Below are 23,617 nucleotides of genomic sequence, written 5' to 3'. Positions count from 1 at the left end.
GGGGGGGGTGGGCGGGTACCCCCCCGCGGGGGGTTGGGGGGGGGCGGGGGGGCCCCCCCCCCCCCCCGGGGCGCGGGGGGGGGGCGGGGCGGGGGGCCCCCCCCCCGGGGGGGGCCCCCCCCCCGCCGATATCGGCGGCGGTGAACAGCGCACCGGCGTGCACGGTGCCCATGTGGTTGCGCACGGTATCGACTGCGGGAATCTCCACGACCGCGCGCTCCGGCGAGATCTCGGTGATCAGCGTGCCGACGTGTCGTCCGAACGGCACCATATCCTGCGATACCGCCCGCAGATATCCGTAATCGACCGCATCGCAATCGAGTTCGGGATAGGCGGTGGCGAATCCGACGATTTCACGCGTTGTCATTCTGTCTCCTTCAGCGATTGCGCAGTGCGCGACGGGCGATGGACCAGCGCAGCACCTCGGACGGACCCTCATAGATGCGGAAGGCCCTGGCCTCCACCAGGAATCGGGCGACCAGATAGTCCTCGCAGACACCGAGTCCGCCGTGCAGCTGCACCGCCCGGTCGAGCACCCGCCAGACTGCCTCGGAGACAAATGTTTTCGCGATCGAGGCATCGTGGCGCGCCTGTGAGGATGTCGGCCCCTGCTCGTCGATGGTCTCGGCGGCCGTGCGGATCACGCCACGGGCCGCGGCGATATCGATCTCGCTGTCTGCGACGAGTCCTTGCGCCAGACCGTGATCGGCGATCGGCACACCGAAAGACTTTCGGGTGCTGATGTGTTCGATCGCGAGGTGGTGCGCGCGCACGGCCAGCCCGAGCCAGTTCATGCAGAACACCAGACGTGACGGCGCGAGCCGGACTTGGGCCAGCACCAGTCCCTGACCGACCGCGCCCAGCACGGCGGAATCCGGCACCGCACAGTCGACGAAGGCGATCTCGCAGTGCCCCCCGGGCGCACTGGAATGGTCGAGCGTCGGCATCCGGCGTCCGACCTTGAGACCCGGATTGTCCTGGTCCACCAGGAACATGGTGGGTCCGTCGGTGGTCTGCGCGACACAGATGGTGAACGCGGCACCCTGCGCGCCGGTGGTGAAATGCTTGGCGCCGTTGATGATCCAGCCGTCGTCGGTCTCCTCGGCGACGGTCTGCAGCATGCCGGGATCGGATCCCGCGCCGGGGGCAGGTTCGGTCATCGCAATGGCCGAACGCACCTCACCGGCGGCCAGCGGCGCGAGATAGCGCTGCTGCTGTTCGGCATCGGCCACGTGGGCGAGCAGGTGGATGTTTCCGTCATCGGGCGCCCAGGCGTTCACCGCGATAGGGCCGAGCAGGCTGGCTCCGGCTGCTTCCAGCACCCGCGCCTGGGCCCGGGTGTCCAGGCCGAGTCCGCCGTACTCTGGGGCGGACAGCGGGCCGAATACGCCCGCCTCTTTCGCCTTCTTCTGTAATTCGAGCCGCAGCGCGTCGTCCATTACGCGCCCGTCGACAACGACCTCGCGTTCCACCGGAATTACCTGGTCACGTATGAACTGGGTGGTCTTGTCCACCAAATGCGCCACAGTGGTCATGGCGTCAGTTTCGGTGGGCGGGCGGCGTCTGAGTCGGGTCGATAGTCAACGTCGATTGTGCGAATCGACTGCGCATTCGTCCGGTGCGCAGCGGCGGTCTCTCGGCGACGGTAGTCGCGAAGACGAGATAGCCGAGGGGACCAGATGACGGACATTCCGGTACGGGTGTCGGCCCGCCGTGACGAGGCCGAGGGTGTGTTCTCACTCGAGCTGACCCCGGTTGCGGGCGGTCAGCTGCCGTCGTGGGAGCCGGGCGCGCACATCGACGTGGCGGTCGGCGTCGCGGGGGTGCGGCAGTACTCGCTCTGCGGTGATCCCGCGGATCGGCTGCACTGGCGGATCGCGATACTGCGCGAGCCCGACGGGCGCGGCGGGTCCGAATATCTGTACCGGACGGCGCTGGTGGACGCGGAGTTGCGTATTTCAGCTCCCCGCAACAATTTCGAGCTCGTCGAGCGGGCAAGTTACGTGTTCATCGCGGGTGGTATCGGAATCACGCCGATCCTGCCGATGGTGGCCGCCGCGCAGGCCGCCGGCGCTGAGTGGGAGCTGTACTACGGCGGACGGACCCTGGCGCATATGGCCTTCGCCGAGGAGATCGTTCGCCACCCGCAGGCACGACTGCTGCCGCAGGACGAGCACGGACTGCTCCCGATCGCCGACATCCTCGCCGAACGCCCTGATTCCGCGATCTACTGCTGCGGACCCGAACCACTGCTCGTGGCCGTGGAAACCGAAGGAGCTCTGCGCGATTCGGCTGTTTTCGTAGAACGTTTCGTGCCGCGAACGGTTACCGCGCCGCGGGGGTCGTTTCAGGTCCAATTGGCAAGCAGTGGAACAACTTTCCACATCGGCGCGGACGAGTCCATTGCCGACGTGCTCGACGCCGCCGGTATCGGCATCATCACCTCCTGCCGCGAAGGCACCTGCGGCAGTTGCGAAACCGCCGTGCTCGCAGGCGAAATCGACCACCGCGATTCGGTGCTCACCGCCGAAGAGCAGGCCTGCGGCAACACCATGATGCTGTGCGTTTCGCGGGCCAGATCGGACGTGCTCGTCCTCGACCTGTGACCGGCGAACCCTGAGCTGTCGGCGCTATCGGCGACCGGCATGCGGCGCGTTCGCGCGCCCGACCTCCCCGAAAAATCGAGAGGAAAGAAGTAAGGATGAGGAAAATCGTTGCGGTGGCCGCCGGATTGGTCGCCGCAGTCGGCATCGCCGCCGGTACCGCCGGCGCCCAGCCCGAAAGTGACGAAGCGGTCGGATTCACGGCCTACGCCACCGACACCCAGTCCATTGTCAAGACCGATGGCGGCTCCATGGTCATCGAGGACAACGTCTTCAAGATCAAGGCGAGCAACGGCACCGTGCTCACCGGCATGCCGCTGAAGTTCCGCGTCGACGACTTCGAATTCCCGATCGTGGCCGATATCGCCGACCACTCCGCCACCCTCACCCCGCAGTTCGACATCGCGCACGCAGCCTACAAGCCGGTCGCGCTGCCGTTCGAGGACAAGGCGCCGTGGAAGACCGACTACGACCGTGAGCAGGCCGCCTGGTCCCGCATGACCAGCACCATCACCATGGGCGCCACCCTCGGCACCCTGGTCGGTGGCATCGGCGGCGGCGCCATCGGTTGCGTCCTGGGCGGTATCGCCGGCGCGACCGTCGCCTCGGCCGCCATCATCGGCCTCTTCGGCGCCTTCATCCCGGCCGCCGCCGTCGGCTGCCTCGGCGGCATCGTCGCGATCGGCGCCCTCGGCACCCTCGCGGGCCAGATCCTGATCATCGCCCCGGTGGCCATCGGCGCTGCCATCCAGTACTTCTCCACTATCAACCAGCCGCCGTTCCCGCCGGCGAAGTAGATAGCGAAGAAGAACCCAACGGCGTTCGTTGGGGGACACCCGACCCCGTCCGGTTCCTCACCCCGGGCGGGGTCTTCGTTCGTGTCGTATCCGGTTGTGGTGATTGCGTTTCCGCTGCACATCGGCCCGCGCGCGGAGTACCGTGAGTTGTTGTGAGGAGATGGCGGATGGCGTGGTGGCTGCTCACTGCGGCTACGGCCGCGACCGTCAGCGGTTGCGGTTCCCAACCCTCGGCGCCGGATACGACGAGCAACAGCGCGGGCCCAGCGCTGGATGTGGTTTCAGGATCGTCGGCCGCCTCGGTGCCGGCGCGCGATTCGAATGCCGGTGTACCGCAATGTCGAACATCCGATCTGGCGGCCGATCTCGGACCGGAAACCGCGGCTGCCGGAACTGTCGCCTTTCCGATCGTGTTCACCAACAACGGGTCCGGTCCGTGTGTACTCGAAGGTTTCCCGGGTGTCTCCTATGCCGCCGGTCCCGGTAGCGCACCCGTCGGTGCGCCCGCCGCGCGCGAGGGCACCTTGTCCGGTCCGGTCCAGTTGGTTCCCGGCGGCCAGGCGTCGGCGCTCGTATTCGCGGTCAACGTGCACAACATTCCACCCGAGCAATGTCAGCCGGTGGCGGTGCCGGGGCTGCGGATCTACCCGCCCGACAACACCGCATCGGCGTATCTCGAGCGTGCTGCGACAGCGTGCGGTAACGGGCAGTTGACTACGACTCAGCTGCGGGTCCGCGCCGTCGTGGCGGGCGCCGGTGGCCAGTAGCTCGAGCGGCGACGGGTTTTGTTGCGGCGTCACCGATTACGACGTGGTCACGAGAAGTACGTTATCGATGACGTGACCGGCTGCGGCCCTGGAGAATTGGTAGCAACCACCCAGATCCGGTCCGTTCGAGGGCCGGTCGACCTCTTGGAGGGGATTATGGTTGATTCCCTTTTCGCCGATGTGTCCGAGTTCCAAGTTCCGGTCGATGATTCCTATCCGTATCAGATCTTTTCGTGCCGTTCCAACGACGGGACCTACCGGGACCACAACTTCTACACGAACTATGCCTGGGCTGCTCGAGCCGCGGACGCCGGGCGAATAGCCTGCTTCATCGTCTATTTCTATTGGCGGCCGAACTGGCTCGACACCGTGGACACCCACCGGAGCATGGTCGGCCAGGCGGGCGGTCCGCATCCGAAGATGATCTCCATGATCGATGTGGAATCGGGTGGCAATCCCGGCGGGGACCAGTCCGACGGGATCAACCGCGCCTATTGGCGGCTGGCCGACTGGTTGGGCTCCACCCGTCGGGTCATCGGCTATGCGAACCGGCCCGATTTCGACAGCATGTGGCCGGTGCGCCCGGATGGGCTCAATATGATCGGCGCCGGCTACGGCAGCAACCCCGATCTGCCCGGTCAGATCGCACATCAGTACACCGACGGCCAGGGATATGGCGGTGGCCTGCCCGAGGGCGCCTCGCCCTTCGGGAACTGCGATATGAACTCCGCCGACGGATTCTCGCCGGAGGACTTCGCCAATCAGGTCGGTGTCGGAGTCGTCGCGCCGGATCCGGTGACCGATATGTGGATTCAATTCATGGGTATCGGCGGCAACGGCTGGCCGCAGTTGGCCGGTCACACCCTCGTCGACGGGGTCGCCACCGTGGGGCAGACTCTCGGGCTGCCCGGGTTCGGGCCGCCGCCGGGGCCGACCCAGGTCCCGCTGCCGCGTGACCTCGACGGCCGCATCCGCGACGAGTGGATTCAGATGCGCGGTGTACAAGGCAGCGGCTGGCCGCAACTCGGCGGCTGGTCCCTCGTCGACGCGATCGCGGCAATCGGACAGAAGCTCGATATCGACGGCTTCCAGCCACCCATCCGATAGTCCCTCGAGGGAGTATTCGCATGCCGACAATCGCCAGCACGAACGGCCGCTTTTTCGTGATCACCGATTGCGTGCCACAGGTACAGGCGGCGGCGACTGCCGCCGCTGCGGGCGGCACCCTGGCTGCCCTCACCGCTGCCACCGTCGCCGAGATCACGTTCCCGGCAGGGGTATTCGCCGTCGTACCCGCCTGCGGCACATCGCAAGCCGGACCGACCGCCTGGTTCGCCACCTTCGACGGCGGGGCCCGCGAGGGCTGTGTCTACGCCATCGACCTCACCACTCGGCAGGTCTGGACCGAGAACGCCAACCGAGCCGCGGCGTGGACCCGATTCGTCCTCGCCGCTGCCGCCTGAGCCCGAATCGAGAACCTATGTCGAACCATTGGGGCACCGCGATCACCGGGTACGCCGGAAGTACGGCGAAGCAGTTCGGGGTGGGTGGCGCCGACCTCGGGATCCCATATGACCGGAGCCATTTCCAGCCGGGCCGGTCCGGATTCGTCTTCGGCGACACTTTCACAGGTGACAGCCAAGGCTCCGGCACGTGGCTGGGCTCGCCGATCCTGCTGTTCAGCTCCAACCTTCCGGATGCCACCACCACCTTCACCGCAACCCCCGGCGGGGCGCAGGCCAGACAGGCCGTCACCTACACCCACGACGCCGACAACGGCTACGGGTTCGAGGTCACCCGGATTCCCAATGACGCCTTCGTCGACCCGAACGGGCGAACATGGTTGACCTACACCAGCGTTCACGACTGGAAGGCCTCCAACGACCGGTACGGTGCGCTGTTCTGCGGGCTCGCTTACTCCGACGACGACGCCGCCACGTGGACGGATTACGCGACCGTGTGGCCCAACGACGGCAGCGACGGCTACGCCGGCTGGAGCCCGTTCATGATGCAGTCCTTCGCCGGCATCGGGAACAACAACGGCGACGGCTACCTATATGTCGTATCCAAGGAATGGGGGCGCATCCACAATCGGAACGGACCGATCCTGATGCGCGTGCCGTGGCGGCAGATCGCCGCCCGCGCCGACTACGAGTATTGGGGCTACAACGGCTCGACCTGGCAGTGGGGCAACCCGACACCCACCCCGTTGTTCGCGGGGGCGGGGCCCATCGGGGAGTTGAGTGTGAAAAACATTGCCGGAACGTGGGTCATGTCCTACTTCGACGTCGGCGGCTACTGCATCTCCACCCGCACCGCACCGGCAATCGACCGGGTGTGGACCGCCCCGAGACCGCAGATCCAGGGTGCCGTCCCATGGTGGCAGTTCTGGGTCCGCTCCTTCCCCCAGCTTTACGGCGGCTACATCCACCCCCGCTCCGCCTCGCCCACCGATGTGACCCTGTATGTCTCGCAATGGAACACCACCACGAACAACCCTTACTGGGTCATGCAATTCGACGGCATTACGCCATAGTCACCTTGCCTCGACGGCGGCGGGCCGCTTCGCGGCGCTCGACCAGGATCGCCGCGAACTCGCGCCAACGAGCTAGGTGGTGGAGCGGATGGCGCGGCGGGCGGCTATGGAGCCGAAGGTTTCGCGGTCGGCGAGGAAGCCTTCGAGGGCGAAGGTGGCGGCGCCGAGGCTGACGGGGTTGTGGGGGAGGGTGCACAGTTGCAGGGTTACCGTGGCGAAGGGGTCGGACATGGCGTGGTGGGCGGCCACGCGGCGGGTTGCGTCGAGGAGGCGGTCGCCGAGGACGTTCGCGACGAGGTCGCCGAAGACCATGGTGCGGGGGTTGAAGAGGTTCACCAGGTTCGCGACGGCGACACCCAGGTAATTGCCGGTCTTTTCGATGACCTCGCTCGCGATGGGGTCGTCGGCGGCGCCTATGGCCGCGATGGTGGCGGCATCGTCGGCCGCGAGTAGCGGGCTGTCCGGGGCGATTTCGCGCAGGGTCTGCACGATGCCGCGCGCGCTCACATAGGCCTCGACGCAGCCGTGCCGCCCGCAGCGGCATTCGCGTCCGTCGATGACCAGGTTGGTGTGGCCCCATTCGCCCGCACTGTTGGTCACGCCGCGATAGAGCGCGCCATCGATGACGACGCCGATGCCGACTCCGGCGCGCAGCGTGACCACGATCAGATCGTCCACATCCCGCCCCGCGCCGAACCAAAGATGCGCTGCCGTACTGGCTTTCAGCGGATTGTCGAGATACAGCGGATGCGGCACCCGCGGTTGCAGCAGCGATTTCAACGACACGTCGTGCCAGTCCCAGTACGGCGAGAACACCGAAACGCCGCCCTCGGGTTCCACCAGTCCCGGCACGCTCAACCCGACGCCGAGTACCCGCTCCGCATCGTCTGCGGTCAGCTCGCCGATGCCGCGAACGATCAGCTCGGTGACATCCTCGGGCCGGGTGGCCGCCGGGTCGACCGGAATCTCCACCGACCGCAGCACCGTCATCGCCAGGTCGAAAAGGTCGAAATGAATGCTGGTTTCGGCGATATCGACCCCGACCAGGGTGCCGCGCGCCGGATTGATCGCCAGCTGTGCGCGCGGCCGCCCGATGCCGGGTGCGTCGTAGCCGAGTTCGGCGAGCACCCCCACATCGAGTAGTTCGGCGAGCAAATTGCCCACCGTCGCGAACGAGAGCCCGGTGGCGCGGGCGATCTCCTGACGGCTGGTGTGGCCCTCGGCGGCGTAGACCGCCTGCAGTACATAGAACCGATTCCGGCGTCGGATATCGCGCGCGGTCAGCTGGTACACGGTCGGGCCATCTCCTTCCGATTGATATTCGCAGACGCTACCCGAGCAGTTCTGACAACACTATTTACAACGGTTAGCCGAAGTCCTACTGTAACCCAGGTCACTACAAGACGCCGAGTGCCCGGCGCAGCATCAGAGGAGCACCCATGTCCTGGACCCGCCGAAGCCGTTGGACCAGAGCCGTTTTCTGCGGGGTATCGCTCGCACTGGCCGCGTCGGCCTGTTCATCGGGCAAAGACGATTCGCAGGCGACCGGACCGCAGCACGCCACCGGCGCGATCAGCCTGGTCTACGCCCAGAAGCAGGGTGATCAGGAGTACTTCATCGGCGAGGCCGAAGGCGCGAAGGCCAAGGCCAAGGAACTGGGCATCGATCTGAAGGTGGTGAACCTCGGCAATGACGCGAACAAGGCGGTCACCGAGGTGCAGAACGCGGTGAACCAGAAGGCCAGCGGCGTGATCGTCGTGGTACCCGATCCTTCGGTTGGCCCGCAGGTCGCCCAGCTCGCGAAGGCCGGTGGTGTCGCGCTGCTGACCTCCGATGATCAGGTCTGCACGAACGGGCCGGATCCGACGTCCTGCGCGAAGGACAATCTGGTGCCACGGGTCGGCTTCAGCGGCACTCAAATGGGCACCGAGGTCGGTACCCGCGCCGGTCAGGACTTCAAGAAGGCCGGATGGAAGCCGGAGGAGACCGCGATCATCGACGCCTGGAAACAGGACGTGACCGTGTGCACCGACCGGGTCAAGGCCAACCAGAAGGCCTTCAAGGATGCCACCGGTGTGGACGTCAAGGTGATCGAGGTCGGCACCGACAACACTCCGTCGGACGCGCAGAACAAGATCTCGGCGACGGTGTCGGGCAATCGGTCGGTGAAGAACTGGATTGTCATGGGCTGCAACGACGAGAACGTCAGCGGCGGCGTCGCGGCGATCCAGAACGCCGGATACTCCGCCGACAATGTGCTCGGTGTCGGCCTCGGCGCCTACCTGGCCTGCAAGGAATGGCGCGGCGGCAAGCCGACCGGCTTCAAGGCGGCACTGTTCATCAATGGCAAAGACGTTGGCGCACTGTCGGTTCAGACGATCTACGACTACCTGAAGAACGGCAAGCAGATGCCGCCCGAAGCCTACGCGCCGACCAAGATGGTCGATTCGACCAACTGGCAGCAGGCGGGCGTCACATGCAGCTGACCGGACTGCGGGTATCCGGGCTGAGCAAGAGCTTCGCCGGGGTGCCGGCCCTGCGCGAAGTGAGCCTGGATTTTCCCGCTGGCGCGGTGACCGCCCTGATGGGTGAGAACGGGGCGGGTAAGTCCACCCTGATCCGCATCCTCGGTGGCGATCACCGCCCGGACGGTGGCCGGCTCGAGTTGGATGGTGTGCGACTCGAGCTGGCCACCCCCGCCGACGCGCGGTCGGCCGGAATCCGGGTGATCGGCCAGGAGCCGGAGATCGTGCCGCACGTTTCCGTCGCCGAGAACGTCTATCTCGGATCGTTGCCGCGGCGCTCGGGCCGACTGCTCGATCGGGCCGCCCTGCGCGAACGGATGCGCGCCGACCTCACCCGACTCGGCTTCGACCGCGACCTCGACCCGGACACCATCGGATCGAAACTCACTGCGGCGCAACGGCAATTGGTGGAGATCATGCGCGCGTTGACCACCGATGCCAAGGTGATCGCCTTCGACGAGCCGACCTCGTCGCTGTCGGACCATGAGACCGAATCGCTGTTCGCGCTGATCGGTCGATTGCGCGAGCAGGGCCTCGCGGTGATCTATGTGTCGCATCGGATGCGGGAGATCTTCCGGCTGGCCGATCGGGTCGCGGTGCTGCGCGATGGCGCGCTCGTCGGTGAACGCGCGACCGCCGACACCACCGATCGCGAGATCGTGCGGATGATGGTCGGCCGGGATCTGTCGACGTTATTCGCGCGCAAGCACAATACGCCGGGCCGGGTGGTGCTCGACGCGGATGCGGTGACCACCGACGACGTAACGGACGTCAGTCTGCAGGTGCGCGCCGGTGAGGTGGTGGCGCTGGCCGGGCTGGTCGGCGCGGGTCGCTCGGAACTGGCCGGTGCGCTGGCCGGTGATCTGCCGATCCGCTCCGGCGAGGTGCGGGTGGACGGGAAGAAGCTGCGTCTGCGGCAACCGCGGGACGCGGTGCGGGCCGGGATGGGGTACGCGCCCGAGGAGCGCAAGGCGCAAGCCCTGCTGCTGCATCGCGGTGTGCGCGACAATATTTCGCTCGCGATGCTCGACCGCTTACGACGGCTGCGGTTCGTCCGGGGCGGCGAGGAGCGGCGACTTGCTCGTCAGTACGTCGAATCACTCAGGGTACGAACACCTTCCATCGAGCAGGAAGTACGCAAGCTTTCCGGCGGCAATCAGCAGAAGGTGGTGCTGGCGCGCTGGCTCGCCCGCAAACCCAAGGTGCTCATCCTGGATGAGCCCACCCGTGGCGTCGATGTCGGCGCCAAAATCGAGATCTACCACATCATCGAGGAACTGGCCGAATCCGGTGTCGCGGTGTTGGTGATCTCCTCGGAGCTACCCGAAGTGCTCGGCCTGGCCGACCGCATCGTGGTCATGCAGCACGGCCGGGTCACCGGCGAACTGGACCGCGAAGAGGCCAGCGAAGAGGCGATTCTCGCGCTGGCCATGGCCGCCGACCTGTCGCATACATCGCGAGGAAACCCATGACAGACCAACAACTTTCGATTCCAGTGAAGACCGCCGCGCCCTCGGTGTTGGCTCCCGGTGCAGCCGCCCGTCGTCTGGTGCAGGCGATCGGCACCGGCAACCTCAGCCTCATCGGCGCACTGGCGGTGATCGTCGCGATCTTCGCCTGGCTCAACGACGGCTATCTGGATCCGGCGAACCTGGCCGGAATCGGTGAAGCGGTAACGGTTTTCGGTCTGCTCGCCGTGGTCCAGACGGTCGTGATCATCTGTGGTGCGCTCGATATTTCGGTCGGCTCGCAGGCCGGAGTCGCCTCGGTGATCAGCGCGATGGCCTTCACCGCGACCTCGGGCAATGCCTGGTTGGGCATTCTGGCCGCGATCGGTGTCGGGCTGGTGCTCGGGGCGATCAACGGGTTGATCATCGTCTACGGACGCGTCAATCCGGTGATCGCGACACTGGCCACCCTGGCGGCGTTCAAGGGCGTCGCGCAGTTGATATCCGGCGGTAAGGCACAGGGTTTCGTGCTGGGCGACGATGTGTTCATCTTCATCGCTCGCGGCAAGATCCTGGGTCTGCCGGTGCCGGTGGTCATCCTCGCGGTGGTCGCGATCGGTATGCATGTACTGCTGAAGTACACCGATATCGGCCGCAATATCTATGCCATCGGCGGAAATGACACGGCCGCAAGGCTTTCCGGCATCAATATCAACAAGTACCTGATCGCGGTGTTCGTGCTCGCGGGTGCGGTGGCGGCGATCGCCGGGATCATCCTGACCGCGCGGACCGGCTCCGGGCAGCCGGTCTCGGGTAGTGAGGGGCTCGAGCTGAAGGCGATTACCGCGGCGGCTTTGGGTGGGTGTGCGCTGAAGGGCGGTAAGGGCACGATCGGGGGCACGCTGCTGGCCGTCGTACTGCTCGGTGCGCTGGACAACGGGCTGAACGTTGTTGGTGTGAATACGTTCTGGCAGAACGTCGCTCAGGGGTCGTTGCTGGTGGCGGCGGTTGTTATTCAGCAGCGACGCAGCGGGGAACGTGCGGTCGGATTGCCGACCTAGCACCCGTCAGGAGCGAATGATGATCGAACTGAAAGCCGACCGGTGCTCGCCGAGACCGGGCAGGTTGTGCGAGGGGCCGGTCTGGGATGACCGCACCGATCAGGTGCTGTGGGTGGACATTCCGGCGGGCCGTATCCACCGCGCGACACTGCGTGACGGCGACCTCGTGCAGCGGTCCACCGTGGCGGTGGGGAAGCGGGTCAGCGCGGTGGTGCCGTGCGCATCGGGCGGGCTGATCGCGACTGCCGTCGACACCTTCCTGCATATCGCCGACGGCACAATGACCGAGGTGGCGGCGCTATCGCTGCCCGATGACGGGGTTCGGCGGCGCATGAACGATGCCAAGGCAGACCCGTGGGGGAGACTGTTTGCCGGGACCATGTCGGAAGACGAAATCCAGGGCACCGCAGCGCTTTATCGACTCGATCCCGATGGCGAGCTGAGCACCGTGCGGCAGCAGGTGACGATCTCCAACGGGCTCGGCTGGAGTCCGGACGGTGCCACTGTGTACTACGCGGACAGCCCGACACATCGAGTCGAGGCATTCGACTACGACTCGGCCACCGGCACGTTCAGCGGTGGGCGCACCTTCGCGGAATTCCCGGACGGCCTGCCCGATGGGTTGACCGTGGACGCACGGGGTTTCGTCTGGGTCGCGGTGTGGGGTGCCGGGCAGGTCCGGGCATTCGATCCATCGGGTCGGCCGCATGCGGTGATCGATGTCGGCCCGGCGCAGGTCTCCAGTTGCGCCTTTGCAGGTCCGGACCTGGATGTCCTCGTAATAACCACGGCCGCGGAAGGTTCCGCCGATCCGGATGCCGGGCGGCTGTTCACCTGTAGGCCGGGTGTGACCGGTCTACCGACGAATACCTACTCCGATGCGAGATTGGTGAGCAACCCATGACCGACCACGGCCTGATCCTGGATCCGCCGGTAATCGCAATCCTGCGCGCCCCGACGGCCGCTCGGTTCGCCGAAGTGGCCGCCGTATTGCACGAGTCGGGCATCACGGCGGTGGAGTTCACGCTCAACTCGCCGGGAGCACTTGACGCATTGCGCGATTGCGCCGGATCGGCCCACCCGGTCGGTGCGGGCACGGTGCTCACCGCCGTCGATGCCGCACGTGCCGTGGATGCGGGCGCGGCATATCTGATCACCCCGACGGTATGCCCCGAGGTGATCGCGGAGGGCCGCCGCCTGGGTGTCCCGGTGATCTGCGGCGCGTTCACCCCCACCGAGATCCACAGTGCGTGGCAGGCGGGCGCGACCATGGTGAAGGTTTTTCCGGCCTCGGTCGGCGGTCCCGGCTATCTGAAGGCGATTCGGGGTCCGCTGAACGAGATCCCGCTGGTGCCGACGGGCGGTATCGGGCTCGCCGATGCCAGAGCGTATTTGGATGCGGGGGCCAAGGCGCTCGGCATGGGGTCGCCGCTCGTCGGTGATGCGTGCGTCGGGGGTGATTTGGATGCGCTGCGCGAGCGTGTATCCGTGGTGCGGAAGGCATTGCTATGAGGGCTGTTTCGTGGGAGTTCGAACACGCTCTGCGTACGGAAGAAGTAAGCGGTGTTCTGCAGAATCAAGATCGACCAATCGGGCGAAATCGTCGTGCAGTGGGTCTTCTGCGAGGTCGACCTCGCCATGGTGACGGCCGAACCGGATACCTGAGCGCGCTGCCGCTTCCCGGATGCACGGGCGGGAGGCGATTCGTGTGAAATACGCCGCTATCAGCGCTGATTCGCGGAATCCGCATGCGGCCGTGAGCACGCGAAGGCCGCGGCCATGACAGGCGGATTGATAACTCTGGGCGAAGCACTCGGTGTCGTAGCCGCCACTGACCCCGGTCCATTGGCTCCCGGTGCGGCAATGCGGATGGATTTCGCGGGCGCGGAAGCGACGGTCGCCATCGGCGTCCGCAGGCTGGGTCACGAGAGCGCATGGGTGGGCAGCGTCGGTGCCGATGCCGTCGGCACGATGGTGCTCGACCGACTGCGCGCCGAACAGGTCGACATCTCGCGGTGCCGAATCGATCCAGAACTGCCGAGCGGTCTGATCCTGCGCGAGCGACGAACCGCCGCCCACATGCGAGTCACCTACTACCGCAAGGGTTTCGCGGGCTCTGGACTGTCGCCCGCCGATATCGACACCGACCGGATCGCCGCCGCACGGGTGCTGCATCTCACCGGCATCACCCCGGCACTGAGCCCCTCCGCCCGGGACGCAGTCCACACGGCACTCGACGCCGCCGTCGATGCCGGGGCGATCGTGTCTCTCGACATCAATTACCGCCGCGCATTGTGGTCGGAATCAGATGCGGCCGTGGAACTTTCGAAGCTGGTGTCGCGCGCCGATATCGTCTTCGCCGGTACCGACGAAGCGGCCATCCTGGTACCAGCCGCGAACCCCGCGGGGATGGCGGAATCCCTTGCTGCGCTGGGTCCTTCGCAAGTCGTGATAAAGCTCGGAGCCGAAGGCGCGCTCGCACTGCACAACGGCGAGCTGATCCCGCAGCCTGCAGTGGAGATTCGCAGTGTCGACCCGGTTGGTGCGGGCGACGCATTCGTCGCGGGCTATCTCGCCGGCGTACTCGACAACGGGTCCGCCAGGCACAGCCTGCAATTGGCCGCCGCCTGCGGCGCATTCGCCGTGTCCGTACCCGGTGACTGGGCTGGTCTGCCGTTCCGGCACGAACTCGGCCTGCTCACCGGCGCCGACATCAACCGATGAAGGGAACAGCATGAGTCGTCTGGCAGACCGGGTCGCGGTCGTCACCGGGGGCGCATCCGGCATCGGCGCGGCCACCGCACATCGGCTCGCCGCCGATGGCGCCGCGGTCGTCATCGCCGATATCGCCGAGGCGGGTGGGCGTGAGGTCGCCTCCAAGATCCGTGCGGCCGGTCATCGAGCCGAATTCGTCCGGTGCGATGTGTCATCCGAGGACTCCTGGATCGAGCTGCGGAACAGCGTGAACGAGTGGTATGGACCACTGGACTTTCTGTGCAGCAACGCATCCCGGCAGGCCACGATCCCGGCGCACGAATTGACGAGGCAGGAATGGGATGACGGCCTCGCGGTCAATCTGACCCCGCTGTTCCTCGGCCTGCACACCTTCATCGACGATCTGCGCAGCCGCAGCGGCAATGTGGTCGCGGTGTCCAGCGTGCACGCTCAATTCGGGCTGCCCGGATACCCGGTCTATGCCGCCGCCAAGGGCGGGTTGACCGCATTGGTCCGGCAACTCGCGGTCGAATACGGGCGCTCCCACGTGCGGGTCAACGCCGTCCTGCCCGGCCCGATCCTCACCCCGGTATGGGACGACGTCGACGAGGCAGGTCGACGGCTATCCGCCCAGGCCACCGCCCTGGACCGGATGGGCGCGCCCGAGGAGGTCGCCGCCGCGGTCGCCTTCCTCGCCTCCGACGACGCATCTTTCATCACCGGTGCCAACCTGGTCGTCGACGGCGGCTGGAGCGTGCGAAAGGAGTCCCGGTGAAGATCACCGCACTCACCACCTACCTGGTCGCACCGCGCTGGTGCTTCCTGAAGATCGAGACCGACGAGGGCATCACCGGCTGGGGTGAACCGGTACTCGAGGGCCGTGCCCACACCGTCGCCGCGGCGGTCGACGAACTGGCCGACTACCTCGTCGGCAAGGACCCGATGAGCATCGAAGCGCACTGGCAGGTGCTCACCAAGGGCGGCTTCTATCGGGGCGGGCCGATCCTGTCGAGTGCGGTCGCGGGCATCGATCAGGCGCTGTGGGATATCACCGGAAAGGCGCTGGGCGTACCGGTTTGGCAGTTGCTCGGCGGTGCGGTGCGTGATCGTGTCCGGGTATACAGCTGGATCGGTGGCGATCGTCCCGACGATGTCGCGCGGGCGGCGGTAGAGCGAAAAGAACAGGGCTTCACCGCGATCAAGATGAACGGCTCCGCCGAATTGGAGCTGATCGATACGCCGCGCGCCACCCGGGGCATTGTCGATCGAGTCGCGGCGGTGCGCGAGGCAACCGGCGACGATTTCGATATCGCCGTCGATTTCCATGGCCGCCTGTCCATTCCGATGGCGCGGCGGGTGCTGCCGCTACTGGAACCGTATCTGCCGTTCTTCGTCGAGGAACCGCTCGTCCCGGAGTGCAGCGGCCAGATCGGCGAGATCACCCGCGCGACAAGCATTCCCATCGCCACCGGTGAACGCCTCTATTCGCGCTGGGATTTCAATGCGGTGCTCGATCAGGGCGTCGCCGTCGTCCAACCCGATCTCTCCCACTCCGGTGGCATCTCCGAGGTGCGCCGCATCGCCGCCCTCGCCGAGGCCCGTGATATCGCCCTCGCCCCACACTGTCCCCTCGGTCCCATCGCCCTCGCCGCCAGCCTCCAGGTCGGCTTCGCCACCCCCAATCTGCTCATCCAGGAGCAAAGCCTCGGCATCCACTACAACACCGGCTCGGACTTGCTCGACTACCTCGCCGACCCGACGGTCTTCGCCTACCGCGACGGCTATGTCGACCTGCTCCAAGGCCCCGGCCTCGGCATCCAGATCGACGAAGCTGCGGTGAGTCGCGCCGCCGAGCAGGGCCACCGCTGGCGAAACCCGATCTGGCACCGCAAGGACGGTTCCTTCGCCGAGTGGTGATGCCACAGGGCCTCGTTGTCCGTCTGACGTTTCCCGTAGATTTGCCCGGGTCGGCGACAATCCGGCACCGGACAAACCTGCAAGGAATATCGTGACCATAACCGACGAGCGCACGCGCTCACCCTTCTCGGCCTGGCTGCTACAGGGCGCGACCGATGAGCGCTACTCGCAGCATGCGGGCCCCATGCGCAAGCCGGGTGATGCCGAACACGAGCGGTCCTGGTGGCAGGTGATGTGCCTGACCGGTGTCGACTACTTCTCGACCCTCGGCTATCAGCCGGGTATCGCGGCGGTCGCGGCCGGTGTGCTGTCGCCGCTGGCCACGCTGGTGCTCGTCGCGCTGACGCTGTTCGGTGCGCTACCGGTGTATCGGCGGGTGGCGCGGGAGAGCCCGCACGGCGGCGGTTCGCTGGCCATGTTCACCGAACACCTACCGCGCTGGACCGGCAAGATCTTCATTCTGGTGCTGCTCGGTTTCGCGGCAACCGATTTCGTCATCACCATGACGCTTTCGGCCGCCGACGGTGCCGCACATATCGTGGAAAACCCTTATGTGCCTGCGGGTCTGCACGATCACAACCTGCTCATCACACTGGCCCTGCTGGCATTGCTCGCGGCGATCTTCCTGAAGGGGTTCGCCGAGGCCATCAAGATCGCGGTCGCGTTGGTCGGTGCATACCTCTCGCTGAATGTGGTTGTCGCCGTTGTCGGTTTGTATCACGTGCTCAGCGCGGGTGATCTGGTCGTCGACTGGACGCATGCGCTGACCGCCGCGCACGGCAATATCGCGGCGATGATCGGCGTCTCGCTGCTGGTTTTCCCGAAGCTGGCGCTCGGCTTGTCCGGATTCGAGACCGGTGTCGCCGTGATGCCGCAGATCAAGGGTGCGCCAGGCGATTCCGAGGAGAACCCGACCGCTCGCATCGCCGGGGCGCGCAAGCTGTTGACCACCTCCGCCCTGATCATGAGCAGCTTCCTCATCGTGACCAGTTTCATTACCGTCGTGCTGATTCCGGAGCGCGAGTTCGAAGCGGGCGGGTCCGCGAACGGTCGCGCGCTGGCCTGGTTGGCGCACGAATACCTCGGCGATATGTTCGGCACGGTGTACGACGTGAGCACCATCGCGATCCTCTGGTTCGCGGGCGCGTCGGCGATGGCAGGACTGCTGAATCTGGTGCCGCGCTACCTACCCCGGTACGGCATGGCGCCGGAGTGGGCGCGTGCCGTGCGGCCACTGGTGCTCGTGTTCGCGGTGATCGCGTTCGGTATCACCTGGTACTTCAACGCCGATGTCGACGCGCAGGGCGGTGCGTATGCGACCGGTGTGCTGGTGCTCATCACCTCCGCTGCGGTCGCGGTAACGTTGTCGGCCGCGCGGAAGGGCGAGCGCAACAAGGTAATCGGCTTCGGCGCGATATCAGCGGTCTTCGTCTACACGACCATCACCAATATCTTCGAACGCCCCGAGGGCGTGCAGTTGGCATCGCTGTTCATCTTGACGATCATCGTCATGTCATTCGTCTCGCGCGCCCGACGCTCCTTCGAATTGCGAGCCATCGAGGTGACTTTCGACGAAACGGCCGCCCGCATGATCGACCAGGCCGCGGCCGAGGGCATGATCCGCATCGTCACCCACGACATCGACCAGCGCAGGCCCGAGGAGTACCGGGAGAAGGAAGCGGACCAACGCCTGGAGAGCCATATCCCCGCGGACGCCCCGATCCTGTTCCTCGAGGTCATCGTCCGCGACGCCTCCGACTTCAGCACCGACCTGCGCGTCACCGGACTCGACCTAGAGGGCTACCGCATCCTCAGCGTCGAAGCCACCGCCATCCCCAACTCCATCGCCGCCATCCTGCTCGCCATCCGCGACCGCACCGGCCTGGAACCGCACGTGTATTTCGAATGGACAGAAGGCAACCCGCTGGTCAACCTCCTGAAGTTCCTCTTCGTCGGCGAGGGCGAGGTCGCCCCCGTAACCCGCGAAATCATCCGCCGCGCCGTCCCGAACCCCGCCGACCGCCCCCACGTCCACGTCGACAGCTAGTGCCCATCATTGCCGCGGCTGCGTGTAATTCGTCCACTGATACCCGTCGAACCACCGCACCAGCCCCGGATTCGCATGGTCCGGATACCAACCCGGAGCCATCGCCCCAGGCGCCTGGCGCCCACTTCCCGAACTCGACCTCACGATCAACACGATCGGCAACACGACCACTGCAAGTAAAACCAGCAGAATCAAGATGTGCCACACGCTGATCGGAACCCCGGGCAGCGATACGGCAGAAGCTATCTGGACACGGTGCCAGCAAGGTAGTACGAGACTCTCGCGCCAAAAGAGCGCTTCCACTGACCGGGATTCACTTCTTCCTGGCGCGGTAGGCGGCGACAGCGTTGCGATTTCCGCAGGCCGTGCTGCAGTAGCGGCGCGATCTATTGCGGGACAGGTCGAGAACCAGACCCGCGCAGTCCTCGTCGGCGCAGAGGGACAGCCGACTCAGCTCGTCGGAGCGGACCAGATCGATCATTGCCATAGCGGTCTCGACGGCGATGCGAACGGGTAGCGGAGCCTGTGCGGGCACCGCGTGGATGTGGTAGTCGACATCGCCGTGCCGGACCAATTGCGGCACGGCTCGATGCTTCGCCAGCGTCTCGTTGATCAGCCGCACCGTCGTGTCGCGATCGCTGGTCAGCATGCGGCGTAGCGGCCTACGCAAGGCGCGCACCGCCGCGAGCTCGGCGGCGTCGCCGGAGTGCACGCCGGTGTAGACGTGCTTGACGAAAAACTCGTCGAGCTGGCCGATCTCGGTCAACGTATCCGGCTCCTCCGCCGAATTCACCAGCTCCACCGCGGCAACCAGCGCCGCCTCAGTGTCATGAGCAAAGACCATGTTGACATATTACCCGACCGACCTTAGCGTCATGAGTCATGGTTACGATGACTCATGACGACACTGCGCAGCGGCTGCGGACCGGACTGCTCTGCGCGGTGGTGTCCGCGTCCTCGTTCGGGCTATCGGGATCACTGGCTCGCGGCTTGATGAATGCGGGCTGGAGCTCCGCATCCGTGGTGGCAGTCCGGGTGCTGCTCGCTGCCGCTGTGCTGGTGCCGATCGCGGTGGTGCAGTTGCGCGGTAACTGGGATCTGTTGCGCCGCAACGCCTCTTTGATCACCGCGTACGGACTGCTCGCCGTGGCCGGTACCCAACTCGCCTACTTCAACGCCGTCGCCCATATGCAAGTCGGCGTGGCACTGCTCATCGAGTACACCGCGCCGGTCGCCGTGGTGGGTTGGCTGTGGCTGCGTCAGAGTCAACGACCCAGCGCGGCAACGGTTCTCGGCGCATTACTTGGAATGACCGGCCTGGTCCTGGTCATCGACCTGCGCTCCGGCCTGGCCGCCAGTGGTATCGGCATCGCCTGGGCCCTCGCCGCCATGATCGGCGCCGCCGCCTACTTCCTGCTCTCCGCCCACGGCGACGGCACTCTGCCCGGCACCGTACTTGCCGCCGGAGGCCTCCTCCTCGGCGGACTCGCTCTCCTCGCGGCAGGCGCGATCGGCATCGTCCCCCTCCATGCCACCACCGATCCCGTTGTCTTCCAACACCTCACCGTCTCCTGGTGGCTACCCGTCCTCGCGCTCGGCACGATCACCGCCGCCCTCGCCTACGTCTCCGGCATCGCCGCCACCCGCCTCCTCGGCTCCCGCCTCGCCTCCTTCGTAGCCCTCTTCGAAGTCCTCGCTGCCCTGGCCTTCGCCTGGGTCCTCCTCGGTGAATCCCCCCGCCCCCTCCAACTCCTCGGCGGCGCCCTGATCCTCACCGGAGTAATCACCGTCCGCCGCGGCGAAACCACCCCGCAGGCCGCCGCCTCGAGCCGACAGCTTTCCCCGGAACGGTGATGTGGCCGCACAGGCTCGAGCTGTAACCACATCTGCCGCAACCGGCGAGTCAACCCCGGGCTTGACCTTCACGTATACGTCAATCCTTAGCGTCGCTCCCATGACTGTTATGGCGCGAACCGCACGGGCTGTCCAACTTTCCGCACGACCGGACGGATTTCCCGAACTGTCCGACTTCCGACTGGTCGAGCAGCAGGTGCCCGATCCGGTGCCGGGGCAGGTGCTGGTGCGGAATCTGTACATGTCGATCGATCCCGGGATGCTCATGCAGATCGGCGCCTATCCAGGAATTCCCATGCCGCCGTTCGCTGTTGGCGCCACGATGTTCGGCGATGCGATCGGCGAGGTCGTCGCCTCCGCGGATCCGAATGTCCCGGAGGGCGCGCTGGTGCTGCATCGGCTCGGTTGGCGGGAGTACGCGATGGCCGAGGCGAGCGCGATCCGGATCGTGGATCCGGGCGCGTACCCCTCGCCGTCCAGCTATCTCGGATTCGGGCTGGTCGCCTACGCGGGCCTGACGGCCGTGGCGGGTCTGCGTGCCAGCGATACCGTCTTCGTTTCCAGCGCGGCGGGCGCCACCGGTGGCATGGCAGGCCAGATCGCACGGCTGCTCGGCGCGGGCCGGGTCGTCGGTAGCGCGGGCTCGGCGGAAAAGGTGCGCCATGTCATCGACGAGCTCGGCTTCGACGCTGCGTTCGATTACCACGATGCACCCCTGGCCGAGCAGTTGCGAGCGGCCGCGCCGGACGGAATCGACGTGTATTTCGACAATGTGGGTGGTGCTCAGTTGCGGGCGGCGATCGAGGTGATGAATGTGGGCGGACGCATTGCGCTGTGCGGCGCTCTCACTCGGCAGCGGTCCGGCGGTCTGCCCGACGAAGGCCCCGGAGATCTGCTGCCGGTGATCGGTAAGCGGATCACGCTGCGTGGCTTCACCATGCTCGACCATCTGGATCTGGCGGCGGAATTCGGGCAACGGTTGCGTCGCTGGATTGCAGACGGGCAACTCGTGCAAACCGAGACCGTCGTCGACGGGCTGGAGAACGCGCCGCGTGCGTTGCTCGATCTGGTCCGCGGCCACTACACCGGGAAGGTGGTCGTACGCCTCGCGCGTTGACCGTAGCGACGAAAGGAACGAGATGCTGATCGGTGAACTCGCGGCTTGCACCGGAACGACCACCCGCGCCCTGCGCTTCTATGAAGAGCAGGGTCTGCTCACCTGCGAGCGCACCACCTCGGGGTACCGCACCTACGACGAAAACTCGATCAAACAGGTCAACAACATCCGCGAATTGCTCGACATCGGTTTCACCGTCGACGATGTCCGGGCCTTCCTGCCCTACCTGGACCACGACCTGCCCGCCGTATTTCCCTTCGAACCGCGCTGCGCCACTGGGTACGCGGCCGTCGGACCGCCGCGAGTTGCCGAGTTGAACGAGCGCATCACTCGGTTGACGGAACTGCGGGACCGGCTGCTCGACCGCATGCCCTGGCTCGCAGCCGACGCCCCAACCGCCCAGCGCGACGAAATCCCGACCAGGAATAGCGCGGACCCGGATCGATTGTGACTGTGAAGGGGAAGTGTTCCGAATTCGCCCGCCAGCGGGATCGGCGTGGCAGGATCGGGGTGCTACGGATGGGGATGGGATGACTGAAACTGATTCGACAGCAACAGTATTCGCCACGATCGCGAACGCGCGGGCGGGGCTGAGGCGTGGGGAAGTCAGTGCGGCCGAGCTAGTGGACGGGGCACTTGCTGCCGCGGATGCGCACGACGAGGCGTTCGGAGTGTTCTTGGCTCGGTTCGAAGAGCGGGCGCGGGCGCAGGCCGCCGAGGTGGATCGCAAGATCGCGGAGGGGGAGGCGCTCGCGCCACTGGACGGGATTCCGCTGGGCGTCAAAGATATTTTCGCGCACTCGGCCGGGCCGACCACGGCGCAGAGTTCGGTGCTCGATCCGGCATGGGCGAAGTCGGCAGGGGATGCCGCGGTCGTGCGGCGGCTCGAGCAGGCCGGTGGCATCGTGGTGGGAAAGACCACCACGATGGAATTCGCCATCGGTGTCCCGGATCCGGAGAAGCCTTTTCCGATACCGCGGAATCCGTGGGACGCGCAGCAGTGGGCGGGCGGGTCCAGCTCGGGTTCGGCCAGTGGGCTTTTGACCGGGGCTTTTCTGGGTGCGGTCGGCACCGATACAAGCGGCAGCCTGCGCATTCCGGCAGCCTTCTGCGGCATCACCGGTTTCAAGCCGACATTCGGCCGGGTGCCGAAATCCGGTGTGGTGCCACTGGCCTACACCCTCGACCATGCCGGTCCACTGGCTCGCACGGCCGCCGACTGCGCCTTGCTGCTCGAGGTGTTGGCCGGTCACGATCCCGAAGATCCCTACAGTTCAACCGAACGCGTCGCCGATTACACGGCCGCGCTCACCGGTGACCTGCACGGAATCACCATCGGCGTGGACAATCTCGACCGCTTTGTCGGCGACGGACACGATCCGCAACAGCCACCACGATTCTCGGCCGCTATCGATGCCCTGCGCGCCGCGGGCGCGGCCATAGTCCCGGTCGAGGTGCCGATGTACGTCGAGGCAACGGCCACCACCTTGATCGTCTTGGCCGCTGAGTCGGCCGCATACCACCGACCGACCCTGCGCTCCCGATACCACGATTACGCCCGCGGCAGTCGCGTCGTCTTCGCCGCGGGCACCACCGTGGCCGGTGCGGATTACGTTCAGGCCCAAAGGGTTCGGCACGTCGCGCAGCGCAAGATGGCAGAACTGCTCACCGAGGTCGACCTGGTGGCGACCCCGACCGGCCACCTCGGCGCTCCACGTATCGACGCCATGGAGCAGCTGAATCCGGTGAGCGTGCTGGCCGGATTGCATACGCCGTACTGGAATGCGCTCGGCAACCCCACCATCGCGGTGCCGATCGGGCTCACCGCCGACGGTGTCCCCCTGTCGATGTCGATCAGCGGCAAGCATTTCGACGAGGCAACCGTGCTGCGCGCGGGTGACGCCTTTCAGCGCCGCACCGATCACCACCGCCTGACACCCACGCTGAGCCGAAAGGTATTGCCATGAGTTCTTGGCCCGCCTCTGCGGAGGAGAACGCGGCCATTGCCATGTTGGAGCAACTCCTGCAGGGGATGGCAGGTCTGCTGCAATCGGTCGACGAGGCCCGATATATCGATCCCAGTGGCGGCTACGTGCCGTACCGGGGAAAACAGCCGAACTGATTCGGCATCGAGTACGCCGCAGGGGTGGGGCGGCGAATTCGGCTCTACCTCGGCGGTTTTCGACGTAGGCGGCATGCGCGTCGATTGTTCCACCGTTTGGAGTTGGAT

General features: G+C 66.2%; 25 protein-coding genes. 20 read left to right on the top strand and 5 right to left on the bottom strand.

Going from position 1 to position 23,617, the window contains the following annotated elements; genetic code table 11:
* On the bottom strand, window positions 1–271 hold a 271-nt coding region (locus ACFYOW_RS21840), incomplete at its 3' end, for a DUF4442 domain-containing protein (RefSeq protein WP_387291409.1).
* 106 nt (window positions 272–377) lie between these two features.
* Window positions 378–1,535 carry an acyl-CoA dehydrogenase family protein gene (locus ACFYOW_RS21835; RefSeq protein ID WP_387290574.1) on the bottom strand — a complete coding sequence of 386 codons (1,158 nt, stop codon included), beginning with the start codon at window positions 1,533–1,535 and terminating at the stop codon, window positions 378–380.
* Between the two features lie 144 nt (window positions 1,536–1,679).
* Here ACFYOW_RS21835 and ACFYOW_RS21830 point away from each other — a divergent pair, with 144 nt between their 5' ends.
* The 6 genes from ACFYOW_RS21830 (at window position 1,680) to ACFYOW_RS21805 (ending at window position 6,703) form a co-directional block, all read left to right on the top strand.
* Entirely contained in the window at window positions 1,680–2,606 is a 927-nt protein-coding gene (locus ACFYOW_RS21830) for a PDR/VanB family oxidoreductase (protein WP_387290572.1), read from the top strand.
* A gap of 95 nt (window positions 2,607–2,701) precedes the next feature.
* A complete protein-coding gene (locus ACFYOW_RS21825) occupies window positions 2,702–3,400 on the top strand; it encodes a hypothetical protein (protein WP_387290570.1) in 699 nt (232 codons plus the stop codon).
* Between the two features lie 167 nt (window positions 3,401–3,567).
* Entirely contained in the window at window positions 3,568–4,167 is a 600-nt protein-coding gene (locus ACFYOW_RS21820) for a DUF4232 domain-containing protein (RefSeq protein WP_387290567.1), read from the top strand.
* Between the two features lie 156 nt (window positions 4,168–4,323).
* Complete coding sequence (locus tag ACFYOW_RS21815; RefSeq protein WP_387290565.1) at window positions 4,324–5,274, top strand: hypothetical protein; 951 nt, start codon at window positions 4,324–4,326, stop codon at window positions 5,272–5,274.
* 20 nt (window positions 5,275–5,294) lie between these two features.
* A complete protein-coding gene (locus ACFYOW_RS21810) occupies window positions 5,295–5,630 on the top strand; it encodes a hypothetical protein (RefSeq protein WP_387290563.1) in 336 nt (111 codons plus the stop codon).
* A gap of 17 nt (window positions 5,631–5,647) precedes the next feature.
* Window positions 5,648–6,703: a DUF4185 domain-containing protein gene (locus ACFYOW_RS21805; protein WP_387290561.1), complete on the top strand. Its 1,056-nt coding sequence runs from the start codon at window positions 5,648–5,650 to the stop codon at window positions 6,701–6,703.
* Between the two features lie 72 nt (window positions 6,704–6,775).
* Here ACFYOW_RS21805 and ACFYOW_RS21800 read toward each other — a convergent pair whose 3' ends face one another.
* Window positions 6,776–7,996 carry an ROK family protein gene (locus ACFYOW_RS21800; RefSeq protein ID WP_387290559.1) on the bottom strand — a complete coding sequence of 407 codons (1,221 nt, stop codon included), beginning with the start codon at window positions 7,994–7,996 and terminating at the stop codon, window positions 6,776–6,778.
* A 146-nt stretch (window positions 7,997–8,142) separates the two neighbouring features.
* Here ACFYOW_RS21800 and ACFYOW_RS21795 point away from each other — a divergent pair, with 146 nt between their 5' ends.
* From ACFYOW_RS21795 to ACFYOW_RS21755, 9 genes are all read left to right on the top strand, one after another.
* Entirely contained in the window at window positions 8,143–9,189 is a 1,047-nt protein-coding gene (locus tag ACFYOW_RS21795; RefSeq protein ID WP_387290557.1) for a substrate-binding domain-containing protein, read from the top strand.
* On the top strand, window positions 9,180–10,700 hold the full coding sequence (locus ACFYOW_RS21790) for a sugar ABC transporter ATP-binding protein (RefSeq protein ID WP_387290555.1): 1,521 nt from the start codon (window positions 9,180–9,182) through the stop codon (window positions 10,698–10,700). The genes ACFYOW_RS21795 and ACFYOW_RS21790 overlap by 10 nt, the downstream gene beginning before the upstream one ends.
* Window positions 10,697–11,737, top strand: coding sequence for an ABC transporter permease (locus tag ACFYOW_RS21785; protein ID WP_387290553.1), 1,041 nt, complete (start codon window positions 10,697–10,699; stop codon window positions 11,735–11,737). Before ACFYOW_RS21790 ends, ACFYOW_RS21785 begins: the two co-directional genes overlap by 4 nt.
* Window positions 11,738–11,753: 16 nt before the next feature.
* A complete protein-coding gene (locus ACFYOW_RS21780) occupies window positions 11,754–12,641 on the top strand; it encodes an SMP-30/gluconolactonase/LRE family protein (protein WP_387290551.1) in 888 nt (295 codons plus the stop codon).
* Entirely contained in the window at window positions 12,638–13,249 is a 612-nt protein-coding gene (locus ACFYOW_RS21775) for a bifunctional 4-hydroxy-2-oxoglutarate aldolase/2-dehydro-3-deoxy-phosphogluconate aldolase (protein WP_357481993.1), read from the top strand. Before ACFYOW_RS21780 ends, ACFYOW_RS21775 begins: the two co-directional genes overlap by 4 nt.
* A gap of 267 nt (window positions 13,250–13,516) precedes the next feature.
* A complete protein-coding gene (locus ACFYOW_RS21770; protein ID WP_387290549.1) occupies window positions 13,517–14,461 on the top strand; it encodes a sugar kinase in 945 nt (314 codons plus the stop codon).
* Window positions 14,462–14,471: 10 nt separating this feature from the next.
* Entirely contained in the window at window positions 14,472–15,227 is a 756-nt protein-coding gene (locus tag ACFYOW_RS21765) for an SDR family NAD(P)-dependent oxidoreductase (protein WP_387290547.1), read from the top strand.
* A complete protein-coding gene (gene dgoD, locus ACFYOW_RS21760; protein WP_387290545.1) occupies window positions 15,224–16,369 on the top strand; it encodes a galactonate dehydratase in 1,146 nt (381 codons plus the stop codon). The genes ACFYOW_RS21765 and dgoD overlap by 4 nt, the downstream gene beginning before the upstream one ends.
* Before the next feature lie 184 nt (window positions 16,370–16,553).
* Window positions 16,554–18,416 carry an amino acid transporter gene (locus tag ACFYOW_RS21755; RefSeq protein ID WP_387291407.1) on the top strand — a complete coding sequence of 621 codons (1,863 nt, stop codon included), beginning with the start codon at window positions 16,554–16,556 and terminating at the stop codon, window positions 18,414–18,416.
* 6 nt (window positions 18,417–18,422) lie between these two features.
* On the opposite strand, the gene ACFYOW_RS21750 is transcribed toward ACFYOW_RS21755, so the two are convergent.
* Window positions 18,423–18,518, bottom strand: coding sequence for a DUF2510 domain-containing protein (locus tag ACFYOW_RS21750; protein ID WP_387290543.1), 96 nt, complete (start codon window positions 18,516–18,518; stop codon window positions 18,423–18,425).
* A 211-nt stretch (window positions 18,519–18,729) separates the two neighbouring features.
* Window positions 18,730–19,260: a CGNR zinc finger domain-containing protein gene (locus tag ACFYOW_RS21745; RefSeq protein ID WP_387290541.1), complete on the bottom strand. Its 531-nt coding sequence runs from the start codon at window positions 19,258–19,260 to the stop codon at window positions 18,730–18,732.
* Between the two features lie 38 nt (window positions 19,261–19,298).
* On the opposite strand from ACFYOW_RS21745, the gene ACFYOW_RS21740 reads away from it, so the two are divergent.
* From ACFYOW_RS21740 to ACFYOW_RS21720, 5 genes are all read left to right on the top strand, one after another.
* The gene (locus ACFYOW_RS21740; protein ID WP_387290539.1) at window positions 19,299–20,270 is read left to right on the top strand and encodes a DMT family transporter; all 972 of its coding nucleotides are present in this window, start codon (window positions 19,299–19,301) and stop codon (window positions 20,268–20,270) included.
* A 109-nt stretch (window positions 20,271–20,379) separates the two neighbouring features.
* Window positions 20,380–21,387: an NADP-dependent oxidoreductase gene (locus ACFYOW_RS21735; protein ID WP_387291405.1), complete on the top strand. Its 1,008-nt coding sequence runs from the start codon at window positions 20,380–20,382 to the stop codon at window positions 21,385–21,387.
* Window positions 21,388–21,409: 22 nt separating this feature from the next.
* Complete coding sequence (locus tag ACFYOW_RS21730) at window positions 21,410–21,838, top strand: MerR family transcriptional regulator (RefSeq protein WP_387290536.1); 429 nt, start codon at window positions 21,410–21,412, stop codon at window positions 21,836–21,838.
* Window positions 21,839–21,917: 79 nt separating this feature from the next.
* On the top strand, window positions 21,918–23,354 hold the full coding sequence (locus ACFYOW_RS21725; protein ID WP_387290534.1) for an amidase: 1,437 nt from the start codon (window positions 21,918–21,920) through the stop codon (window positions 23,352–23,354).
* A complete protein-coding gene (locus ACFYOW_RS21720; protein WP_387290532.1) occupies window positions 23,351–23,509 on the top strand; it encodes a hypothetical protein in 159 nt (52 codons plus the stop codon). The genes ACFYOW_RS21725 and ACFYOW_RS21720 overlap by 4 nt, the downstream gene beginning before the upstream one ends.
* The last annotated feature ends 108 nt before the right edge of the window (window positions 23,510–23,617 follow it).

The organism is Nocardia sp. NPDC006982 (assembly GCF_042869435.1).
Classification (GTDB): domain Bacteria; phylum Actinomycetota; class Actinomycetes; order Mycobacteriales; family Mycobacteriaceae; genus Nocardia.
Note: the sequence above shows the minus strand (reverse complement) of the source record. Positions and strands in the feature narration are given on the sequence as shown.